Here is a 17,792-nt window from a genome sequence, read left to right as displayed (position 1 = left end):
CCGATCCTCTCAGGATCGGTGCGCGCACCGAAGAAGGTCGGAAGGGGCGTCGAGAGAATCGAGACGTGCTGGAACCCGCCGGCACAATGACACTCAAGGGGACCCGAGATGACCCGAACCACCCGAACCACCCGATCCGCCCGCTCAGCCCGCCTCCTGCTCGCCGGCCTGGCCGCGCTCGCACTCGCCGTGGCGCCCGCCGCGGCCGCGAACGCCGCGGCGGCTCCGCTCGCGTCGTGCTCCTACGACCTCGGCACGGCCTCGCTCGTGTGCGTCGACCCGGGCGAGGACCTCAACGCGGCCGTGCTCGCCGAGCAGCACCTCGTGGTGATCGGGCCGGGGGCACAGCGCTCGTCGGCGACGCCCGCGGCCCCGGGCACCGGCGCCCGCGCCACCTATGTCCAGACCCAGCTCTTCGACGACGCCGGCTACGGCGGCGCCGTCTTCCAGATCACGAACTCCGGCGCCTGCAACGGCTCCACGGTCTACCAGTTCGGTCCGCTCAGCTCGGTCGGCTGGGCGGGACGCGTCAGCTCGTTCAAGAGCTTCGCGGGCTGCACGACCAAGATCTGGTCCGGTCCGGCGTACTCGGGCTCGAGCTTCGGCTACCAGGTCAACGCCTCCAGCGTCGGCGCGATGAACGACCTGGCCAACTCGGTGACGATCAAGTAAGCCGCGCGGAGGTTGTGGATCCTCCAAGCAGGGGCTCCCGGATTTGGAGGATCCCACAACCGCCCGGCGGGACGTGCGACCGGCGTTTGTAGGCGGCGCACCGCGCGTTTCCGCTTCCGCGCGAGCGGACGTAGCGTGTCAGCGACCCACGAGAGAATCGAAGAGGAACTCATGGTTGACACTGCCGAGCGCGTCCCCGCCGCTGCACCCGCACCCGCACCCGCACCCGCCCCCGAGCCCGCGTCTTCCGCCGCCGCCGGTCCGTCCCCGCGCGTCGACGTCGAGGCGCTGGGCCGCCAGCTGCTGGGCGACTGGGCCGACGTGCGCCTGGCCTCGCGCGAGCTGGCGGGCCGACCCGAGCTGCAGAAGATCGAGGGACTCCCGGTCGCCGAGCACCGCAAGCGCGTCTTCGAGCAGCTCGGCCTGCTCGTCGAGAACGGCCAGGTGCACCGCGCGTTCCCGAAGTCGGTCGGCGGAGGCGACGACCACGGCGGCAACATCGCCGCGTTCGAGGAGCTCGTGGCGGCCGACCCGTCGCTGCAGATCAAATCGGGCGTGCAGTGGGGGCTGTTCGGTGCCGCGGTGCTCCACCTGGGCACCGCCCCGCACCACGAGAAGTACCTGCCCGGCATCATGTCGCTCGACGTGCCCGGCGCGTTCGCCATGACGGAGACCGGCCACGGCTCCGACGTCGCCAGCATCGCGACCACCGCGACCTACGACCCGGCGTCGCAGGAGTTCGTGCTCGACACCCCGTTCCGCGGGGCCTGGAAGGACTACCTCGGCAACGCCGCCGTCGACGCGACCGCCGCCGTGGTGTTCGCGCAGCTCGTCACGCAGGGCGTCAACCACGGCGTCCACGCCTTCTACGTCCCGATCCGCGACGCCGACGGCTCGTTCCTGCCCGGCATCGGCGGGGAGGACGACGGACAGAAGGGTGGGCTGAACGGGGTCGACAACGGCCGCCTCCACTTCACCGGCGTCCGCATCCCGCGCACCGACCTCCTGAACCGGTACGGCGACGTCGCAGAGGACGGCACGTACACGTCGTCCATCCAGAGCCCGGGGCGCCGCTTCTTCACCATGCTGGGCACGCTCGTGCAGGGCCGCGTCTCGCTCGACGGCTCCGCGACCATCGCGTCGAAGATCGGCCTCAAGATCGCGCTCACCTACGCGAACGAGCGGCGCCAGTTCACCGCCGGCAGCGACACCGACGAGGAGGTGCTGCTCGACTACCAGCGCCACCAGCGCCGGCTGCTCCCGCTGCTCGCCACCACCTACGCGGCGGGCTTCGCCCACGAGGTGTTCCTGCACAAGTTCGACGACGTCTTCAGCGGCAAGGCCGACAGCGATGCGGACCGCCAGGACCTCGAGACGATCGCGGCGGCGCTCAAACCGCTGAGCACCTGGCACGCCCTCGACACGCTGCAGGAGGCGCGGGAGGCGTGTGGTGGCGCCGGCTTCCTCACCGAGAACCGGCTCACCTCCCTCCGCCAGGACGTCGACATCTGGGTCACCTTCGAGGGCGACAACAACGTCCTGCTCCAGCTGGTCGCCAAGCGCCTGCTCACCGACTACAGCAAGAAGTTCGCCAAGGCCGACGCCGGTGCTCTCGCCCGCTACGTCGTCACGCAGGCCGCCGGCCGGGCCTACCACGGCAGCGGACTGCGCAGCGTCGCCCAGACCGTCCGCGACTTCGGCTCCACCGCGCGCTCGGTCAACTGGCTGCAGGAGTCGGCCACGCAGCGCGAGCTCCTCACCGACCGGGTCGAGTCGATGATCGCCGAGATCGCCGGGCGCCTCCGCCCCGCCTCCAAGCTGGGCAAGAAGGCCGCCGCCGAACTGTTCAACTCGCAGCAGAACGAGCTGATCGAGGCCGCGCGGGCGCACGGCGAGCTGCTGCAGTGGGAGGCGTTCACCGATGCGCTCGACCACGCCCCCGACGCCGGCACCAAGCAGGTGCTCACGTGGCTGCGCGACCTCTTCGGCTTCGGCCTGATCGAGAAGCACGCGGCCTGGTACCTCATCCACGGCCGGCTTTCGCCGCAGCGCGCGCAGGCCGTCACCGCCTACATCGACCGCTTGCTCGCCCGCATCCGCCCGCACGCCGTCGACCTTGTGGACGCCTTCGGCTACGGGCCCGAGCTGGTGCGCGCGAAGATCGCCAGCGGCGCGGAGGGCGAGCGCCAGGCGGAGGCTCGGGCGTACTTCGCCGAGGCGCGCGCGGCGGGGACTCTGCCCGCGCAGGAGAAGAGCCAGAAGAAGCGCTGAGCGCGGGCAGGTCGTCAGGTGCGGGTGATACCATTTGTATCATTCGGTCCTGTCGGAGGTGAATGTCTGTGGCCATCGTTCAGAACAGCCGGCAACGTCCGGAGCCGTCCGGCCAGCTCGAAGCTTTGATCGCCAAGCTGACGAGCGCTCCCCAGCGACGTCGCGCCGTGGCGGCCATCGCGGAGATCGCCGCCGGGCGCGAGCAGCGCGAGCTGGCGGAGCGCCGCATCCGCCGCGGCATCTACGCGATGCACGACGCGGGGTTGTCGCAACGCGACATCGCCCGCGTCGCCGGGCTGTCGCAGCCGGAGGTCTCGCGACGCCTCAAACGTCGGGAGGTCGTTCCCGCGACCGAGGTCACTCCGCGCGAGATCATCCTCCAGCGTTCGACGGGCGAGATCAGCTCGACCGAGATGCTGAAGCTCCTCAAGGGGATGACCTTCTCGAGCAGCACCCCGCGCAAGCGTTCGGCGACGGATGGTGCGGCGGGCGCGCTGGGGACGACGAAGCAACTCGCCGAGGCGCTCCACGACGGTCTGCTGAGCGACGAGGAGTACGAGGCCGTGCGACGTGCGATCGCGCGTCGACGGGCGAACGCGCGGTGACGTCGAGTCGCGACTCCGTCGCGAGGGAGCTGTCCGCTCTGCTGCGCGGCTGGAGCCTGGACGACCCGTGGTCGGATAAGCCCGGCACCAGCACTCGCACCCTGTATGCGACGGATGAGCTCTACGAGGTTGCGCGCGTCCGGCTCCACGAGTCCCTGGTGGAGCAGAGTCGGGCGGCCAGCCCGATTCCGCCGGCCGAAGGGCGGCTCGCGGTCGTTGTGACGGCCGGCCCTCCCGGCGCGGGCAAGAGCACGGCGTTGGCTGAGGAGGCCGAGCTGGTCGCCTTCCGGAGTATCGACGCCGATGACTTCAAGGACGACCTGCTCGCGCACGCGGACGCGGACGGGTTGCTCGACGCGTGGACCGCCCGCACGCTCGGGGACGACCTCCCGGTGTCGCTGCGAGAGCTGTCCGGATTCGTCCACGCCGAGTCGACCGAGGTGGCCGCCGCGATGCGCCGCGCCTGCTTCGCCGACGGCGAGAACGTGATCGTGCATGGCACGCTCTCGAGTGTCGACCACACTGCCGAGCTGCTCGAAGAGCTCGACTCCTACGGGTACGACCGGCTCGTCGTCTTCGACGTCGAGGCACCCGCAGACATCGCCGTGGACCGAGCACTGGACCGGTGGTGGCGGGTGCGTTCGGATCGCTCCGACCCGTTGGGCGGTCGGTTCGTCGCCCCGGCAGCGATCCGGGCCTACTACCGGTCCGGCAAGCCGACGGTCACCTCCGAGAACGCGCGACGTCTCCACGATTTCGCGCGCGACCTCGGATGGGAGTCGGAGCTGCGGCTCATCGAGACGGAGTGACGGTCCTCCGCCGAGTGCCCGGCTCGGCCGTCTGCGCTACAGCAGCCCCAGCTCCCGTACCGCGTCCCGCTCCTCGATGAGCTCGGCGACGGAGGCGTCGATGCGCTCGCGGGAGAAGGCGTCGATCTCCAGGCCGTCGACGATCCTCCACTGACCGTCGACGGCGCGCACCGGGAACGACGAGATGAGGCCGGCGGGGACGCCGTAGCTGCCGTCGGAGACGATCGCGGCGGAGGTCCAGCGGTCGCCGGTGCCGTTCACCCAGTCGTGCACGTGGTCGATGGCGGCGCTCGCCGCGGATGCCGCACTCGAGGAGCCGCGCACCTGGATGATCTCGGCGCCACGCTTCGCGACGCGCGGGATGTACTCGTCGGCCAGCCAGCGCTCGTCCACGAGGTCCGAGGCCGGGCGCCCGTCGACCGTGGCGTGGCTCAGGTCGGGGTACTGGCTGGCGGAGTGGTTGCCCCACACGATGACGCGCTCGATCGCCGACACGGGCACGCCGAGCTTCGCGGCGAGCTGCGCGACGGCCCGATTGTGGTCGAGCCGGGTCATGGCGGTGAACCGCTCCGCGGGGACATCGGGGGCGTGTGCGCTCGCGATGAGGGCGTTCGTGTTGGCGGGGTTGCCGACCACCAGCACCCGGATGTCGTCGGCCGCGCCCGCGTTGATCGCCGCACCCTGCGGCCCGAAGATCGCGCCGTTGGCCTCCAGGAGATCGGCCCGCTCCATCCCCGCCCCGCGCGGCCGGGCGCCGACCAGCAGCGCGACGTTCGCGCCGTCGAACGCGGCGCCGGCGTCCTCCGTGACATCGATCGAGCGCACCAGCGGAAAGGCGCCGTCCTGCAGCTCGAGCGCCGTCCCCTCCGCCGCCGACCGCCCGGCGGGAATCTCGAGCAGCCGCAACCGCACCGGCACCTCCCGCCCGAGCAACTGGCCGGAGGCGATGCGGAAAAGAAGGGCGTAACCGATCTGGCCGCCCGCGCCGGTGACGGTCACGGTGACAGGGGTGGGGCTCATGGGGCGAGCCTAGCCCGGGTGCACGGCGAGCGGGATGGGCCGGGCCGGGAGAAACCGCTGCCCCGGCCTGCGCACCGCCACCCATACCCGGGACCCCCGCTCCGCGGTACCGTGTGCCGCATGACGTTCAATCCCGACGCGGACATCAGTGGCGGCAAGGTCAAGCGCCGTGGGCGCACGGCGGGGATCGCGGCCGGCGGGGTCGGGGTCGGCGCGGTCGTGGTGTTCCTGATCGCACAGCTGCTCGGGGTGGATGTGAGCGGGCTGGTCGGCGGGGACGCGACGGGCTCCCAGCAGATCGGCACGGGCTCGGAGCTGCAGGACTGCCGGACCGGCGCGGATGCGAATGCGAGCGTCGACTGCCGGATGAAGGGGGCGGCGGCGTCGCTGGAGGCGTACTGGGCGACAGAGCTGCCCGCGCTCGGCGGGCGGTACAGCTCGCCGGACTTCGTCCTCTTCACCGGAGGGACGAGCACGGGGTGCGGGTCCGCGTCGAGCGCGACAGGGCCGTTCTACTGCCCGGCCGATCGCACGATCTACGTCGACACCGGGTTCTACGACGAGCTGCGGTCCCGGTTCGGGTCGAGCGGCGGACCGCTGGCAGAGATGTACGTGGTCGCGCACGAGTGGGGCCACCATATCCAGAACATCGGCGGGATCATGGCGCAGCACACCAGCCGCGCGGCGGGGGCGGCGTCCGACAGCGTGCGCCTCGAACTGCAGGCGGACTGCTTCGCCGGTTCGTGGGCGGCCGCGGCGTCGACGACGGCGGACGAGAACGGGGTGGCGTTCCTGCAGCCGATCACGACGGCGCAGATCCAGGATGCGCTGAGCGCCGCGGCGTCGGTGGGCGACGACCGCATCCAGCAGGCGTCGACCGGGCGGGTGGACCCGGAGGGATGGACGCACGGGTCGGCGGAGCAACGGCAGCGCTGGTTCACCACCGGCTACCAGCAGGGCGCGCAGGCGTGCGACACGTTCTCGGTGTCCGCGGCTCGGCTCTGACCGGCCGGTAGCCTCGACAGCATGCGAACCCTGTACCCCGAGATCGAGCCGTACGAGACCGGAATGCTGGACGTCGGCGACGGCCAGGAGCTGTACTGGGAGGCGAGCGGCAACCCGGAGGGCAAGCCAGTCGTGTTCCTGCACGGGGGCCCGGGCGGCGGGACGACCCCGTCGCACCGGCGCCTCTTCGATCCGGCGAAGTACCGCATCGTGCTGTTCGACCAGCGGGGTTGCGGCAAGAGCCTCCCGCACGCGAGCGAGCCGGAGGCGGACCTGTCGCTCAACACGACGTGGCACCTGGTGGCCGACATCGAACGCCTGCGGGAGCATTTCGCGATCGAGAAGTGGCAGGTGTTCGGCGGCTCCTGGGGCAGCACCCTGGCGCTGGCGTACGCGGAGACGCATCCCGAGCGCGTGACCGAACTCGTGCTGCGCGGGATCTTCACGCTGCGCGCCGAGGAGCTGGACTGGTTCTACGAGGGCGGGGCCGCCGCGCTGTACCCCGATCTGTGGGAAGGCTTCCTGGAGCCGGTGCCGGTGGAGGAGCGCGGCCACCTCATCCGCGCCTACGCTCGGCTGCTCGCCGACCCCGACCCGGCGGTGCACGGTCCGGCGGCGGTCGCGTGGTCGCGGTGGGAGTCGTCCACGATCACGCTGCGTCCCCGGCCCGAGCTGGTGGCGACGTTCACGGAGCCGGAGTACGCGGTCGCCTTCGCGCGCATCGAGAACCACTTCTTCACACACGGGGGCTGGTTCGAGGACGGGCAGCTGATCCGCGACGCGCACCTCCTCGCCGACATCCCCGGCGTGATCGTGCAGGGCCGCTACGACGTCTGCACCCCGCCGATGACCGCGTGGGACCTGCACCGGGCGTGGCCGGAGGCCGAGCTGCGGATGATCCCGGACGCCGGGCACGCCTACGACGAGCCGGGCATCCTCGACGCGTTGATCGAGGCGACCGACCGATTCGCGGACCGATGAGCGGTGCGCACGACGCCACGGCGCAGGCCGCGGTGCTGCTGACCGACGTGCGGCCGTGGGGCGGCGCCGCCTCCGACCTCCTGATCGAGGGTGGCACGATCGCAGCCGTCGAGCCGCACGATCCCGCGCGGCCGGAGCTCGTCGGCGGCGAGACGATCGACGGCCGCGGGCTGCTCGCGCTGCCGGGGCTCGTCAACGCGCACGCCCATCTCGACAAGAGCTGGTGGGGGCGGGAGTGGGTGCCGTACGGCGGGGAGGCCACGACCCAGGGCCGCATCGCGCACGAGCGCGCCCACCGCGACGAGCTCGGCATCCCGAGCCCGGACAGCACACTGCAGTTGCTGCGCGCGCTGGTCGCGCAGGGCACGACGGCGTTCCGGTCGCACGTGGACGTCGACCTCGGCGTCGGACTGCGCGGCATCGCCGTGGTGCGGGAGGCCGTGGCCGCGCTCGGCGTGCCGGTCGCGCTGGAGGTCGTCGCGTTCCCGCAGGACGGCGTGCTGCGCCGCCCCGGTGTGCTCGAACTGCTCGATCGCGCGGCCGCCGAGGGGGCCGACCACGTCGGCGGTCTCGACCCGGCACTGATCGACCGGGATCCGGTCGGCCAGCTGGACGCACTGTTCGAGATCGCGGACCGCCGCGGCGTCGGTCTCGACATCCACCTGCACGAGGGCGGAGAGCTGGGCGCGTTCGAGTACGATCTCATCGTCGAGCGGACGCGTTCGCTCGGGCTGGCCGGCCGCGTCAACGTGGCACACGGCTTCGCCATCGGCGACCTGCCGCCGGCGCGGCAGCGCGCGCTGGTGGAGGAGCTGCGGGAGGCCGGGGTGTCGATCACCACGGTCGCGCCGATCAACGCGTCTCGCCTTCCGCTCGCCGACCTCCGCGCCGCGCGGGTGCCGGTCGGCCTCGGAACCGACGGCATCCGCGACCTGTGGGGGCCGTACGGCGACGGCGACATGCTGCGCCTCGCGACCCGGCTGGCCCAGCTCTCCGGCGCCCGGCGCGACGAAGAGCTGACCGACGTGGTGCGTCTCGCGACGAGCGAGGCGGGGGTGTTCGTCGGGCGACCGGTGCACGATCTGGTGGCGGGCGCTCCCGCCGACGTGGTGCTGGTCGACGCGCAGAACGTGCCGGAGGCGCTGGTGCTGGCTCCTCCGCGTGAGCTGGTGCTGGCGGGCGGGGTGCGGGTCTCCGGAACTCCGGCCTTCTGAGGCGACGCGCCGGCGAATCCGCCGTTCGAACGGTGACTCTGAGGCGGGCGTGGAAGATCTCCGGAATTGCGCGGGGCGGGCGCGGTGGGGCGGCTCGGTCTGCGCGGGGCGGGGCGGTCAGCGGGGGGAGGCCGGGGACGGTTCGCGGGTGCTGGGGTCGCGTGACCACTGGGTCGCGTCGGCACGGCGCGAGCGCATCCGGGAGATCTGGGTGAGGGCGGCGTAGCAGAAGGCGTCGACGGCACTGCGCGGGCCCTTCGCGCTCCGCAGGATGGCGCGGGCGCGCTGAGAAGACTGCTCGCCCAGGGAGACGCCGAGGTCGAGCTGCCCCCGGCGGTGCCGGGTGATGACGGCGAGCAGGGCGGTGGTCGTGCGGGGCACCCGGACGAGCATCGGCGGGGTGTCGAGGACCGCCTTCTCGTCGTCGGTGAAGAGGTTGTGGATCCAGGAGTCGTCGTTCACGATGTCGGGGAATCGCTCGAAGCGTGCGTGCCCGGTCTGCGACACCGCATACCCGCCCGCGCCCCAGAGGCGCACTCCGACCTCCGGGATACGGGCACGCGCGCGGTAGTAGGCGCGGACCGGGAAGGTCGCGTCGTGCACGTCCTCCACCGAGGCGGGCCGGGCGGCGAGAGGGCCGTCGGGGCGCGCGAGCTCGTGCAGCACGGCGGCCACCGCCTCGGGCTCGATCTGGATGTCGGCGTCGAGATAGAGACGCGGCCAGCGCTGCGTCGCGGCATCTCCGACATTCATCGCGGCGACCTTGGAGGCCGCCTCGATCTCGATCACGGTGAGGCCGGCGTAGCGGCGCGCGATGTCGGCGGTGGCGTCCGAGCAACCGTTGCAGACGACGATCACGTCGACGGTGCCGCTCGCGGCGACCGGCCGCAGCGCATCGAGCGTGCGCGCGAGCACCGCCTCCTCGTCGTGCGCCGGGACGATGACCGCCCCGCTCACCGTGCGGATGTCCACGGTTCCCCTTCCGTGCTGTCGAGACTCGAGACCGGACCGACCATCCTCCCCCGTGAGCGCATCAAAGACGAGGATTCGTCAGGTATGCTCCGATCGTACTCGTTCAGGAGAATGCGGTTCGTCCCCCGTTGGGGGGTGCGCAGCCGGCGCGAAAATGTGACAATCTCTCAGATGTGAGTAAAGCTCAGTCTATCTGGATGCGCGGGACAGGCACGGGGCGTCGCCTGTCACCGCTCGGCGCGGTCGCCGCCGTGATGGTCGTCGTGCTGGTCACCTGGCTCGCCGTGGCGTTCGGACAGGCGGCGCGGGCGGCCAGCGGCTGCGGCACCGCCGCGAACCCCATCGTCTGCGAGAACGCGCTCGCCGGCACCGACCCCTCGGTGTGGGACATCAGCGGCGCGGGCGACCCCAGCATCCAGGGCTTCTCCACCGATATCAGTGTGAATGTGGGCGGCACGATCGGCTTCAAGGTCGACACCGACGCCCACGCCTACACCATCCAGATCTTCCGCACCGGCTACTACCAGGGCCTGGGCGCCCGCAAGATCGCCGACGTCCCCGTCTCCGCCGCCCTCCCGCAGATCCAGCCGCAGTGCGTCACGGACGCGACCACCGAGCTCTACGACTGCGGCAACTGGGCCCAGTCGGCCTCCTGGAACGTCCCGACGGATGTCGTCTCGGGCGTCTACATCGCCCTCCTCACCCGCACCGACACCGGCGGCAAGAGCCAGATCACGTTCATCGTGCGCAACGACGCGTCGACGGCCCCCGTGCTCTTCCAGACCTCCGACCCGACGTGGCAGGCGTACAACACCTACGGCGGCTCCGACTTCTACCAGGGCGCCGCGAACGGCCGCGCCTACAAGATCAGCTACAACCGGCCGGTGGTCACGCGCGGCGACAACAGCGGGCGCGACTTCTACTTCGCCAACGAGTATCCCGAGGTCCGATTCCTCGAGAAGAACGGGTACAACGTCGCCTACATGGCGGGCGTCGACACCGACCGCTACGGCTCGCTCCTCACGAAGCACAAGGTCTTCCTCTCCGTCGGCCACGACGAGTACTGGTCGGCGAACCAGCGTGCGAACGTGCTCGCGGCGCGGGATGCCGGCGTGAACCTGCAGTTCCTGTCGGGCAACGAGATGTACTGGCACACGCGCTACGAGAACTCCGTCGCCGGGACACCGACCGCCTACCGGACGCTGGTGTCGTACAAGGAGACCTGGGCCGACAAGAAGATCGACCCGACTGCCGAGTGGACGGGAACCTGGCGGGATCCGCGGTTCGCCTCCCAGGCCAACGGCGCGGGAATGCCGGAGAACGGCCTGACCGGCACGCAGTACATGTCCAACTTCAGCGACCTCGCGATCACCGTCACGGCGGCGCAGGGCAAGACCAGGCTCTGGCGCAACACCGGCCTCTCGAGCATGGCGGCCGGCTCCACGACGGCGCTCGCGCCCCACACCATCGGCTACGAGTCGGACGAAGACGTCGACAACGGCTTCCGGCCCGCCGGACTGGTGCAGCTCTCGACGACGGTCGGCGCCGTGCCCCAGTACCTGCAGGACTACGGCAACACGGTCATCCCCGGGACGACGACGCACCACGTCACCCTGTACCGCGCGGCCAGCGGGGCCCTGGTCTTCTCGGCCGGCACCATCCAATGGTCGTGGGGACTCGACCAGGAGCACGACGGAGACGGCGCGCCCGCCGACGTGCGGATGCAGCAGGCGCAGGTCAACCTCCTGGCCGACATGAACGCGCAGCCGGGGACGCTGATGGCGGGACTCGTCGCGGCCACCAAGTCCACCGACACGACGGCTCCGACCGTCTCGATCACCGCCCCGGCCTCCGGCGCCTCGATCGCCAACGGGGCGAAGGTCACCCTGACCGGCACCGCCAGCGACGTGGGCGGCGTCGTCGCCGGCGTCGAGGTATCGACCGACGGAGGCTCCACCTACCACGCGGCGACAGGAACGACGAGCTGGACGTACACGTACACGCAGCAGGGCGCGGGCTCCCAGGCCGTCAAGGTGAGGGCGATGGACGACAGCGGCAACTTCGCGGCGACGCCCGCCAGCCGGTCGTTCACCGTCACCGGGCCGTACACCGTGTTCGGCACCGCCGCTCCGGCCACTGCTGACGCGGGTGACGCGACGCCGATCGAGGCGGGCCTGCAGTTCACGCCCAACCAGGACGGATTCGTGTCGGGCGTTCGCTTCTACAAGGCGACCTCCAACACCGGAACGCACACCGGGTCGCTGTGGACCGCGAGCGGCACGCGCCTCGCGACCGTCACGTTCACGAACGAGACGGCCAGCGGATGGCAGACGGCCAACTTCAGCCCCGCCGTCGCGGTCTCGTCCGGGACCACCTACGTCGTCTCGTACACGGCGCCGAACGGGCACTACTCGGCCACGAACGAGTCCTTCTACTACCGCGGGATCACCGCCGGCCCGCTGACCGTGGCGGGTGGGTACGGCGCCGCCGGTGCGGGCGTCTACACGACGACGCCCGGTCAGTTCCCGACCTCGAGCTACGACTCCGCCAACTACTGGGTCGACGCGGTCTTCACCACCACCGACAGCTCGCCGCTGACCGCGACCGGGCAGTTCCCGCTCCCGGGATCGTCGAGCGTTCCGACGTCGTCGACCATCGGGGCCGTGTTCTCGAAGCCGGTCACCGCGTCCACCATCGCGTTCACCGTCAAGGATCAGCTGGGCAACCCGGTCGCCGGCACCGTCTCGTACGCGTCCACCACCCGGACCGCGACCTTCACGCCGTCGGCCGCCCTGAACGGGTTCGTGCAGTACTCCGTCACGATGACCGCGAAGGACACGGGCGGCCTGACGCTCTCGAGCGGAGGCACGTGGAGCTTCACCACGGTCAAGCCGGACCCCGCGCCCGGCACCTGCCCGTGCGGCCTCTTCACCGACTCGACCACCCCGAGCATCCTCCAGGTGACGGACAGCCCGGTCACGCTCGGCGTGAAGTTCCAGAGCTCGGTCGCCGGCACGGTCTCGGGGGTCAGGTTCTACAAGAGCGCGGGCAACACGGGCACGCACACCGGCTACCTCTACACCGCGACCGGCGGGCTCCTGGCGAGCGCGACCTTCAGCGGCGAGTCGACGTCGGGCTGGCAGACGGTGACGTTCTCGTCACCGGTGACCATCGCGGCGGGCACGACCTACGTCGCCGCCTACTCCTCGCCGACGGGCACCTACTCGGTCACGCCGGGCGACTTCAGCGGCTCCGGGATCACGCGGACTCCGCTGAGCGCCGGGACGAACGCGGGCGCCTACACGTACCCGACCGGCTTCCCGGGCAGCAGCTCCACCGCGAACTACCTCGTCGACGTCGTCTTCACGAAGCAGGCGCCCGCGATCGCAGTGAGCTCGCAGTCCCCGGCGAGCGGAGCGACCGGGGTCGCCACGAACAGCCCGATCTCGATCACCCTCTCGGCGCCGATCAACGCCGGGGCGACCTACACGGTGACCAGCGGCTCGACGGCGATCGCCGGAGCGACGGCGCTCTCCGCCGACGGCAAGACCCTCACCTTCACCCCGTCGGCGGCACTGCCCGCCGGGGCGACGATCTCGGTGAGCGTCTCCGGGGTCACCTCGACCGACGGCGCGACACTGCCGACCCAGAACTGGTCGTTCACCACGGCCTCCGTCGCGCAGCCGACCACCTACTCCTTCTTCGGCAGCAGCACCCCGGCCACGCTCGCGGCGACGGACGACCCCTCCGCCGTCGAGCTCGGGATGTCGTTCTCGAGCTCGCAGGCCGGCACCGTGACCGCGATCCGGTTCTACAAGGGGGCCACGAACACCGGGACGCACACCGGCTCGATCTGGGATGCGAGCGGCAACCGCCTCGCCACCGTCACGTTCACGAACGAGACGGCGACCGGCTGGCAGACCGCGCAGCTGAGCACGCCGCTGACCCTGACGCCCGGGAGCACCTACGTGGTCTCGTACCTGGCGCCGAAGGGCAACTACTCGTACACGTCGAACGACTTCGCCACCGCCAAGACGGCCGGACCCCTCACCGCCGGCACGACCGGGAACGGCCGGTACTTCTACGGCCCAGCGGGCGGCTTCCCGACCTACAGCTACAACGCGACGAACTACTTCGTCGACGTGGTGTTCGCCCCGGCGTCGAGCGGCTCCGGCAGCGGCTCCACCGGGACGACGGGAGGCTCGACCGGGACGACGGGCGGCTCGACCGGGACGACGGGCGGCTCGACCGGCTCCGGCGGCGGCACGGGCGGCGGTTCGACCGGAGGCGGCACGACCACGCCCGCCTCGACCACCCTCTTCTCCGACGCCTCGGTTCCGGGGTCGACCTCCTGGCCGGACGGCAGCCCCGTCCAGCTCGGCGTGCGCTTCAGCTCGTCGACGGCCGGGACGATCTCCGGCATCCGCTTCTACAAGGGCGCAGGAGACACCGGGACGCACACGGCCACGCTGTGGAGCGCGACGGGTCAGGTGCTCGCGACCGCCAACTACACGGCGGAGACCGCGAGCGGCTGGCAGGAGGTGACGTTCGCGACGCCGGTGCCGATCCAGGCCGGTGTCGAGTACCGGGCCTCGTACCACACCACGGCGTCCACGTACGCCGTGACCGTCGGCGGGCTCGCGTCGGCGGTCACGAGCGGGGCGCTCACGATCCCGGCGAACGGCGGCGCGTACTCGTACTCGACCGGCTTCCCGGATCAGGTGGTGACCCACAACTACTGGGTCGACATCCGCTTCACCCCGTCGTCCTGACGACGGATCCCGCATCCGGTCGCACCCGAAGCGGCCGGAGCAGACAGAAAGGTGCTGGGGGCACGACAATGACAACACGACTGCGCATCGCCGTCATCGGCGCCGGGTACTGGGGCCCGAACCTCGCCCGGAACTTCCGCGGCAGCCCGGACTGGGAGCTCGTCACGATCTGCGACCTGGACGCCGCGCGCGCCCGCCGTGTCGCCGACCAGGTCGGACTCGACCGCATCGACACCGACCTCGCGACGGTGCTCGCCGACTCCGCCATCGACGCGGTCGCCATCGCGACCCCGGCCCGCACGCACCACGACATCGCCCGCGCCGCCCTCGCGGCGGGCAAGCACGTCATGGTCGAGAAGCCGCTCGCCGACACCGGCGAGCGCGGGCAGGCCATGGTGGCCGCCGCGCGCGAACGCGGCCTCGTGCTCATGGCCGACCACACCTACTGCTACACGCCCGCCGTGCTCAAGATGCGCGAGCTGATCGAGGAGGGGACGCTCGGCGAGATCCTGTACGTCGACTCCACCCGCATCAACCTCGGTCTCGTCCAGCCGGACGTCGACGTGTTCTGGGACCTCGCTCCCCACGACCTCTCCATCATCGACTTCATCCTCCCCGGCGGTCTGCGGCCCACCACGGTCTCGGCGCACGGGGCCGATCCGCTCGGTGCGGGCAAGTCGTGCGTCGGATACCTGATGATGCCGCTCGCCGGTGGTGCGATCGCCCACGTGCACGTCAACTGGCTCAGCCCGACGAAGATCCGTCAGATGATCGTGGGCGGCACCAAGCGGACCCTGGTCTGGGACGACCTCAACCCGCAGCAGCGACTCAGCGTGTACGACCGCGGCGTCGACCTCGACCTGCAGGCGATCGACGGCGCGGAGCGGCGCGACGCGACCGTCTCGTACCGGCTCGGCGACACCTGGTCCCCTGCTCTGCCCGAACGCGAGGCGCTCGGAGCGATGGCGCAGGAGTTCGCGGGCAGCATCCGCGAGGCCCGCGCCCCCCGCACCGACGGCCGTGCCGGGCTGCGCGTGCTCTCGGTGCTGGAGGCCGCATCCCGCAGCCTCGCCGGTGGCGGTGCCGTCACCCCGGTGGACGAACCCATCGACCTGGCGACCGAGTTCGAGCTGGCGGGAGGCGCGCGATGACCGCCCTGCAGGGAGCGGACGTGCTCGTCACCGGCGGCGCCGGGACCATCGGCTCCACCATCGTCGACCAGCTGCTCGACGCCGGCGCCTCCCACATCGACGTGCTGGACAACCTGGTCCGCGGTCGCGTCGCCAACCTGGAGGGCGCCCTGGCCTCGGGCCGCGTCACTCTGGTCGAGGGCGATCTGCGCGACCGCGACCTGGTGCACGACGTGACGCGCGGCAAGGACATCGTGTTCCACGAGGCCGCCATCCGCATCACCCAGTGCGCGGAGGAGCCGCGTCTCGCGCTGGAGGTGCTCGTCGACGGCTCGTTCAACGTCTACGAGGCCGCCGTCGCCGAGCGCGTCGACAAGCTCATCACCGCCTCCAGCGCCTCGGTCTACGGCCTGGCGGAGGAGTTCCCGACCGGGGAGCGGCACCACCACCACAACAACGACACCTTCTACGGCGCCGCGAAGTCGTTCAACGAGGGGATGCTCCGCAGCTTCCGCGCGATGAACGGCCTCGACTACGTCGCGCTGCGCTACTTCAACGTCTACGGGCCGCGGATGGATGTGCACGGCCTCTACACCGAGGTCCTGGTGCGCTGGATGGAGCGGATCGCCGACGGCACGCCGCCGCTGATTTTCGGCGACGGGCTGCAGACGATGGACTTCGTGGTCGCGTCCGACGTGGCGCGCGCGAACATCCTGGCCGCCGCGAGCGACGTGCGCGAGGGCGTCTACAACGTCGCCTCCGGGGTCGAGACGAGCCTGCTCGGGCTGGCGGAGGCGCTGCTCGCGGCGATGGACTCCGACCTCCCCGTCGAGCACGGCCCCGAGCGGGCCGTCAACGGCGTCACCCGCCGCCTCGCCGACACGACCGCCGCTGCGCGCGACCTCGGCTTCACCGCCGAAGTGCCGCTCGAGCAGGGGCTGCGCGACCTCGTCGACTGGTGGCGTCCGCTCCGCGACGAGATCGCGGCCGGGCGGGAGCTGGTGGCGTGATGGAGCGCATCAACGTCATGAAGCCGTGGCTCGGGGCCGAGGAGGTCGCCGCGGTCACCGAGGTCATCGAGTCCGGCTGGGTGGCCCAGGGGCCGCGCGTCGCCCGCTTCGAGCAGGAGTTCGCGGCCGCCATGGAGGCCCCCCACGCCGTTGCGGCCTCCAGCTGCACCACCGCCCTGCACCTCGCGTTGGTCGTGGCGGGGGTGGGGCCGGGCGACGACGTGGTCGTCCCGTCCTTCTCGTTCATCGCCACGGCCAACGCGGTGGTCTACGTCGGCGCCCGGCCCGTCTTCGCGGACGTGGACGAGCGCACCGGCAACGTCACGGCCGAGACCCTCGCCGCTGCGCTCACCGACCGCACCCGCGCGGTGATCGTGGTCGACCAGGGTGGCGTTCCGGCCGACCTCGCGCCCATCCGGGCCCTGACCGACCCGCGGGGGATCGTCGTGGTCGAGGATGCCGCATGCGGCGCGGGTTCGACGTACCGCGGCCGCCCGGTCGGAGCGACGGCCGACGTCGCCGCCTGGTCGTTCCACCCGCGCAAGCTGCTCACGACGGGCGAGGGCGGGATGCTGACGACCGCGAACGCGGAGTGGGCCGATCGCGCCCGCCACCTGCGTGAGCACGCCATGAGCATCTCCGCCGCCGATCGGCAGGCCAGCCTCCTCGCGCCCGCCGAGCAGTACACCGAGGTCGGCTACAACTTCCGCATGACGGACCTCCAGGCCGCCATCGGCATCGTCCAGCTGGCGAAGCTCCCGGCCATCGTGGAGCGCCGCCGCGAGCTGGCGGCGCGCTATGCGGATCTCCTGGCCGACCTGCCGGGGGTTCGCCCGGTGACCGATCCCGAGTACGGCACGGGCAATTTCCAGTCGTACTGGGTGGAGGTGCCGGACCGCGAAGGCGTGCTGGCCTCCCTCGCCGAGGCGGGCGTCTCGGCGAGGCGCGGCATCATGGCCTCCCACCGCCAGCCGGCGTACCGCGACCGGGACACCGGCGCGGCGTCGCTCGCCGTCACCGAGCGGCTGACCGACGGCACGCTCATCCTGCCGTTGTTCCACCAGCTGACGGAGGCCGAGCAGGACCGCGTCGTCGACGCTCTGCGCGCCGCGGTCCCCGTCGCCTCCCTCGCCTGACCTGCGCCCTCCCTCCTCCCGCCTCGTCGAGGCGGCGAAAAGTGCGCGCGAAAACGCCGAGGCGGCGAACAATTCGCCGCCTCGGCGGAGGCTTCGTGAGCGGCCCCCGGAGAGGGGGAGACGCGGAGATCGCAGGTGAGTTATTCTCAGTTGTGCGTAAGTGAGGATGAATCAGTTACGTGTCCGCGGGGGTCT

13 protein-coding genes are annotated in these 17,792 nt (G+C 71.4%); 11 read left to right on the top strand and 2 right to left on the bottom strand.

Annotation, left to right across the window (positions count from 1 at the left end):
• The first annotated feature begins 108 nt into the window (after positions 1-108).
• The 4 genes from IT072_RS17610 (at position 109) to IT072_RS17595 (ending at position 4,357) form a co-directional block, all read left to right on the top strand.
• Complete coding sequence (locus IT072_RS17610; protein WP_223358132.1) at positions 109-672, top strand: hypothetical protein; 564 nt, start codon at positions 109-111, stop codon at positions 670-672.
• 171 nt (positions 673-843) lie between these two features.
• Entirely contained in the window at positions 844-2,943 is a 2,100-nt protein-coding gene (locus IT072_RS17605; protein ID WP_223358131.1) for an acyl-CoA dehydrogenase family protein, read from the top strand.
• A 68-nt stretch (positions 2,944-3,011) separates the two neighbouring features.
• Positions 3,012-3,548, top strand: a complete 537-nt coding sequence (locus tag IT072_RS17600) for a winged helix-turn-helix domain-containing protein (protein WP_223358130.1) — start codon at positions 3,012-3,014, stop codon at positions 3,546-3,548.
• Positions 3,545-4,357 carry a zeta toxin family protein gene (locus tag IT072_RS17595; RefSeq protein ID WP_223358129.1) on the top strand — a complete coding sequence of 271 codons (813 nt, stop codon included), beginning with the start codon at positions 3,545-3,547 and terminating at the stop codon, positions 4,355-4,357. Before IT072_RS17600 ends, IT072_RS17595 begins: the two co-directional genes overlap by 4 nt.
• A 36-nt stretch (positions 4,358-4,393) precedes the next feature.
• On the opposite strand, the gene IT072_RS17590 is transcribed toward IT072_RS17595, so the two are convergent.
• Positions 4,394-5,377, bottom strand: a complete 984-nt coding sequence (locus IT072_RS17590) for a malate dehydrogenase (RefSeq protein WP_223358128.1) — start codon at positions 5,375-5,377, stop codon at positions 4,394-4,396.
• Positions 5,378-5,497: 120 nt separating this feature from the next.
• On the opposite strand from IT072_RS17590, the gene ypfJ reads away from it, so the two are divergent.
• Genes ypfJ through IT072_RS17575 form a run of 3 tightly spaced genes read left to right on the top strand, consistent with a single transcriptional unit; the run spans position 5,498 to position 8,577 of the window.
• Positions 5,498-6,382, top strand: a complete 885-nt coding sequence (ypfJ, locus tag IT072_RS17585; protein ID WP_223358127.1) for a KPN_02809 family neutral zinc metallopeptidase — start codon at positions 5,498-5,500, stop codon at positions 6,380-6,382.
• Between the two features lie 21 nt (positions 6,383-6,403).
• A complete protein-coding gene (gene pip, locus IT072_RS17580; protein ID WP_223358126.1) occupies positions 6,404-7,363 on the top strand; it encodes a prolyl aminopeptidase in 960 nt (319 codons plus the stop codon).
• Positions 7,360-8,577 carry an amidohydrolase gene (locus IT072_RS17575; protein WP_223358125.1) on the top strand — a complete coding sequence of 406 codons (1,218 nt, stop codon included), beginning with the start codon at positions 7,360-7,362 and terminating at the stop codon, positions 8,575-8,577. The genes pip and IT072_RS17575 overlap by 4 nt, the downstream gene beginning before the upstream one ends.
• 117 nt (positions 8,578-8,694) lie before the next feature.
• Here the strand turns inward: IT072_RS17575 and IT072_RS17570 are convergent, their stop codons facing one another.
• Positions 8,695-9,549: a glycosyltransferase gene (locus IT072_RS17570; protein WP_223358124.1), complete on the bottom strand. Its 855-nt coding sequence runs from the start codon at positions 9,547-9,549 to the stop codon at positions 8,695-8,697.
• A 197-nt stretch (positions 9,550-9,746) separates the two neighbouring features.
• Here IT072_RS17570 and IT072_RS17565 point away from each other — a divergent pair, with 197 nt between their 5' ends.
• The 4 genes from IT072_RS17565 (at position 9,747) to IT072_RS17550 (ending at position 17,597) form a co-directional block, all read left to right on the top strand.
• Positions 9,747-14,321: a DUF4082 domain-containing protein gene (locus IT072_RS17565; protein WP_223358123.1), complete on the top strand. Its 4,575-nt coding sequence runs from the start codon at positions 9,747-9,749 to the stop codon at positions 14,319-14,321.
• A gap of 68 nt (positions 14,322-14,389) precedes the next feature.
• Complete coding sequence (locus IT072_RS17560; RefSeq protein ID WP_223358122.1) at positions 14,390-15,472, top strand: Gfo/Idh/MocA family protein; 1,083 nt, start codon at positions 14,390-14,392, stop codon at positions 15,470-15,472.
• Positions 15,469-16,461: an NAD-dependent epimerase/dehydratase family protein gene (locus tag IT072_RS17555; protein WP_223358121.1), complete on the top strand. Its 993-nt coding sequence runs from the start codon at positions 15,469-15,471 to the stop codon at positions 16,459-16,461. The genes IT072_RS17560 and IT072_RS17555 overlap by 4 nt, the downstream gene beginning before the upstream one ends.
• Positions 16,461-17,597, top strand: coding sequence for a DegT/DnrJ/EryC1/StrS family aminotransferase (locus IT072_RS17550; protein ID WP_223358120.1), 1,137 nt, complete (start codon positions 16,461-16,463; stop codon positions 17,595-17,597). Before IT072_RS17555 ends, IT072_RS17550 begins: the two co-directional genes overlap by 1 nt.
• Positions 17,598-17,792: the final 195 nt, after the last annotated feature.

This window comes from Leifsonia sp. ZF2019 (assembly GCF_019924635.1).
Lineage (GTDB): Bacteria > Actinomycetota > Actinomycetes > Actinomycetales > Microbacteriaceae > Leifsonia.
This window is presented reverse-complemented; position numbering and strand designations above follow the sequence as displayed.

Bases quoted from the DNA above. Each gene is read 5' to 3' on its own strand.
- IT072_RS17550 (WP_223358120.1), top strand. From the start codon at position 16,461: ATGGAGCGCATCAACGTCATGAAGCCGTGGCTCGGGGCCGAGGAGGTC.
- IT072_RS17555 (WP_223358121.1), top strand. From the start codon at position 15,469: ATGACCGCCCTGCAGGGAGCGGACGTGCTCGTCACCGGCGGCGCCGGG.
- IT072_RS17565 (WP_223358123.1), top strand. From the start codon at position 9,747: ATGCGCGGGACAGGCACGGGGCGTCGCCTGTCACCGCTCGGCGCGGTC.
- IT072_RS17560 (WP_223358122.1), top strand. From the start codon at position 14,390: ATGACAACACGACTGCGCATCGCCGTCATCGGCGCCGGGTACTGGGGC.
- pip (WP_223358126.1), top strand. From the start codon at position 6,404: ATGCGAACCCTGTACCCCGAGATCGAGCCGTACGAGACCGGAATGCTG.
- IT072_RS17610 (WP_223358132.1), top strand. From the start codon at position 109: ATGACCCGAACCACCCGAACCACCCGATCCGCCCGCTCAGCCCGCCTC.
- IT072_RS17605 (WP_223358131.1), top strand. From the start codon at position 844: ATGGTTGACACTGCCGAGCGCGTCCCCGCCGCTGCACCCGCACCCGCA.
- IT072_RS17590 (WP_223358128.1), bottom strand. From the start codon at position 5,377: ATGAGCCCCACCCCTGTCACCGTGACCGTCACCGGCGCGGGCGGCCAG.
- IT072_RS17575 (WP_223358125.1), top strand. From the start codon at position 7,360: ATGAGCGGTGCGCACGACGCCACGGCGCAGGCCGCGGTGCTGCTGACC.
- ypfJ (WP_223358127.1), top strand. From the start codon at position 5,498: ATGACGTTCAATCCCGACGCGGACATCAGTGGCGGCAAGGTCAAGCGC.